This is a genomic window from Acinetobacter sp. YH16038 (assembly GCF_013417275.1).
Lineage (GTDB): Bacteria > Pseudomonadota > Gammaproteobacteria > Pseudomonadales > Moraxellaceae > Acinetobacter.
Window position 1 is genome coordinate 1 of the sequence record NZ_VPEG01000091.1, and the last position, 3740, is coordinate 3740.

Sequence of the window (3740 nt, forward strand, 5' to 3'; positions counted from 1 at the left end):
TCAGCCCGAGCAAAGCGAGGGATGTGGGGACGTTGAAAGAGAGTTGAGAGCATTTTGTTTTACAAGATTTATGCCAATACTTCCTAGAGTTTATATACCGCGTCAATTGATTTAATTTTCATATAACAACTTTGTCCATTTTTAAATAAGCAAGGATACACAGCTACCCCTATTTAACTTTGTTAAACAGTGATAGTCTGTGACCTTGATCAGGGGCTTCACCCCCGATACCCCCGAAAAGCTTTAAAAAGAAAAATCAAAGATTTTCCAATTTAAAGCTTACAAAAGCCAAAGCAGGGTAGATTGAAATGTCAGGACATGAACAACAAGAGAATAAGCAAGGTAAAGCTGTTCGAGAGAGAACCTTTAAAGTCAGACTTTCTGAATCAGAATATCAATTGCTTGATTCAAATAATCCTTATGGTTCGATTGCAAAGTTACTTAGACAAGCAGCAGTAGAGAAAGCGACTAAAATTCATAATTCCAAAGCAGATGATGACCAAAAAATTAAAGTAACAAAGGTTGTTGAATCTTCGTATAGCAAGACAGAGCGAGTGTTAATTTTAGAACTTGGTCGAATTGGTAATAATGTGAATCAGATTGCCAAAGCCGTGAATACCGATATTGCAGGGGTAGGTACTTTTGACAAAGTGAAGTTACTTCATTTATTGATTTCAATTGATCAACAGCTTCGGGAGTTACGTCCAGATGATCGTTGATTTTTTTCGACATGGTTCAGGTTTGTCAAAAGGTTGTCTTGATTATTTATTGGGTGAAGATCGAGAGCGTGAACACGCACAGGTGCTTAGTGGTGATGTAGAACTGACAGCACAATTGATTGATAGCAGTCCTTTTGCAAAAAAATATACCAGTGGTTGTTTGTCCTTTTATGAGCATGATTTATCTGACCAGGATAAACAGAAAATAATGCAAAATTTTGAGGAATGTTTATTTCCAGGACTAGATAAAGACCAGTATCAAATTTTATGGGTGCAGCACCAAGACAAAATTAATCAGGACACAGGTGAGACAAGGCTTGAGCTTAATTTTGTGATTCCCAATGTTGAGCTTTCAACAGGCAAACGCCTACAGCCATTCTATGCGCCAGTCGATTTAGATCGAGTCGATCTATTTAAGCAGATCACCAATACCGAACATTCACTGTATGACCCCGATGATCCTGAACATCGACAGCTATTTTTAAATAAAAAGAATCTACCCAAAGATATTAAGGATTTTAAAGAGCAGTTACATCAACGTGTTTACCGAGCGGTTGCCAATGGTGAAGTTGCCGATCGGCAAGAATTGGTGCAATGGCTTGAATCGAATCAAATCAATGTCACCCGACAAGTAAAAAATTCCATATCCATTGAAAACCCGTATGAGGGCGCAAAACGTCCTATCCGTTTAGAGGGCGAGATTTATGAGCAAAGCTTTAGAGCTACTGGCGAATATCGACAAGAAGTACAACAACGAATTGAAGAATACAGAGGAACAACTTCTGAGCGGTATCGAGCAAACGTCACAGACTATCAGAGACAGCTTGAACACAAGAGCCAATATCACAGCGACCGCTATCCAACAGTCGGACGAGAAAATAGCCCAGAGCATTCAAAACAACGCCCAGACGGTCGAGAAGGAATTGAGCCAGTATCAAACCTTACTGCAATCGAAATTGAGCCATTTAACGAAATTAAACGAGCAAATACAGAGCCAAGAACAACAAGCCCAGAATCAAGCGGTACAGAAAAAACTTACCATTTTGAATATGGGACTGATTTCAGTAGTAGTTATTTTGCTTATAGCAATTTTCTCGCTTGGTCTCGTCACCAAAAACAAGTACAGCGAGATGCAGACGCTAAATACAGTGATCAACGAGAAGCAAATGAGGGTCGATCATTTGAACCGATCGGGAGGCAGTTTGACGATCAGCACATGCAAGCGACCAGACAGCAAAGCACAACGTCTCTGTATTCAGATCAACAAGAATGCAGGGGAATGGCAGAACGGTTACATGATTCCAATGGGGTACTAAACGATGACGGAATTAGAAACACAATTATTGAGAATCATCGAAGAACAACAGCAACAGTTACTGCAACAACAATCGCAATTGCAGAAGCAACAGCAAGCTTTAGACACAATGCAAACCAAGATTATCCAAGCTTTATCAGCTCAATCAAAGGCAATCGAGAGCGATCAGCAAAGCTTACAGCAAGCACAGAAATCATTAGCGACAATACAGAAGCAATTTCACGAGCTAGAACGCAGTACAGCAAGCTATACCGAGCAGATCAATGGAAAAGTTCGAGAGATGAGCCAGATTACAGCCAACAACGAAGAAGCATTGGGGAAAATCTCAGTCTTACAACACTCAGTCTCGTTACAAGTGACCAAAGCTCAGCAGAATTTGCTCGAAACGTCGGAGATATTGAAAAAAATCTCGTCCAGATGAATGAGCGTAAACAAGAGATAGAAAAACCTCGACCTAAGCAGGATCGAGGGATGGATTTTGGGATGTAGTTTAATTCTGTGTGAATAGTTTACTAATTACACCAATAACAGCGAGTATGGCTAAAAAAGCGAATGTAATACCAATTGAAATTAATCCTGCAACTAATAGAACTAATAGGTATCCTCCAAAACTATTGGGCTCTACAATGTTATAAGCAACAATTAAAAGGACTATTGTTAAAATAATTTTCATTTCTTAAGGTACGTATTTCAAAATACTGAGTTATTCAAATTTTCACATTTTTTAGGTATTCGAGTGCATAAATATTTTCTTATTTTCCTTACAATTCTTTCATTTTCATCAAGTTTATATGCTTTTTCTGATGCTGAAATTATTGAAAGAGCTAAGCAAGGCTATGCAGAGGATCAACTTACTCTTGCTGTTATGTACAAAGAGGGAGTAGGTGTACAAAAAAATATGGCTGAAGCTATAAAATGGTTTGAAAAGGCAGCTAATCAAGAAAATACAGATGCTCTGTTCATGCTTGGTGCAATTTATCAAAATGGCATGGGGGTATCTGTTAATTTAAATAAGGCAGCCAACTTATATCAAAAAGCTAGCAATAAAGGAGATATAGCAGCCACACGTGAGCTAGCCACCATGTATTTATTCGGAAATGGTGTTGTTAAGAACCCCGCAAAAGCAGTCTCTCTTTTTACTCAAGCTGCGAATAAAGGTGATATTACAGCTCAGACAAAGCTTGGATTAATGTATGTAAGAGGAATAATTGTAAAACAAGATATAACTAAGGGAATGTCTTTATTGAGAAGTTCTGCATTAAAAGGTGATAAAGATGCATTGTATCTTATTGAAAAATATAACAAAGAAAATATAGTTAAATAAAATAATTAAATACATCATAGCCATGAAAAATATTTTCAATGGCTATGCTCGCAAGCTAAATATGGTGATTCTTTTTTAAAAATTCTTTTTGCTTTTTTTCCCATAATTCAAAGTGCTTTTTTAGATTTGAAAGAGATCCTTTATAAAAATCACCTTTCAGAGTCATGTCCTTAATGCCGCATCTTTCTGATAAATACATAATATACGTTTCTGGAGAGTCATTTAGTTTGTGGATCACAAAGTTGACAGGAAAAACTAAATCACATGGTTGTCCATTTGGATATGTATTAAATTCTATTGAAGTTTTGATAAATAAGGTATTGTTTAGTCCATCAGATGAATAGTATCTAGTCTCGTAGCTTCCATTAGGAAAGTAAGAATG

The 3740-nt window shown here is 37.3% G+C and carries 4 protein-coding genes; 3 read left to right on the top strand and 1 reads right to left on the bottom strand.

Features of this window, described 5'->3' with window-relative positions:
• The first annotated feature begins 308 nt into the window (after positions 1-308).
• The 3 genes from FTV34_RS16690 to FTV34_RS16700 all read left to right on the top strand — a co-directional run bounded on the left by FTV34_RS16690 (position 309) and on the right by FTV34_RS16700 (position 3358).
• Positions 309-719 carry a MobC family plasmid mobilization relaxosome protein gene (locus FTV34_RS16690; RefSeq protein ID WP_174660743.1) on the top strand — a complete coding sequence of 137 codons (411 nt, stop codon included), beginning with the start codon at positions 309-311 and terminating at the stop codon, positions 717-719.
• Positions 709-2523, top strand: a complete 1815-nt coding sequence (locus tag FTV34_RS16695; RefSeq protein WP_174660744.1) for a relaxase/mobilization nuclease domain-containing protein — start codon at positions 709-711, stop codon at positions 2521-2523. Before FTV34_RS16690 ends, FTV34_RS16695 begins: the two co-directional genes overlap by 11 nt.
• Positions 2524-2770: 247 nt before the next feature.
• Positions 2771-3358, top strand: a complete 588-nt coding sequence (locus FTV34_RS16700; RefSeq protein WP_174660745.1) for a tetratricopeptide repeat protein — start codon at positions 2771-2773, stop codon at positions 3356-3358.
• Between the two features lie 55 nt (positions 3359-3413).
• Here the strand turns inward: FTV34_RS16700 and FTV34_RS17830 are convergent.
• Positions 3414-3740, bottom strand: a 327-nt coding sequence (locus FTV34_RS17830; RefSeq protein ID WP_218949380.1) for a hypothetical protein, incomplete at its 5' end; no start/stop codon positions are given.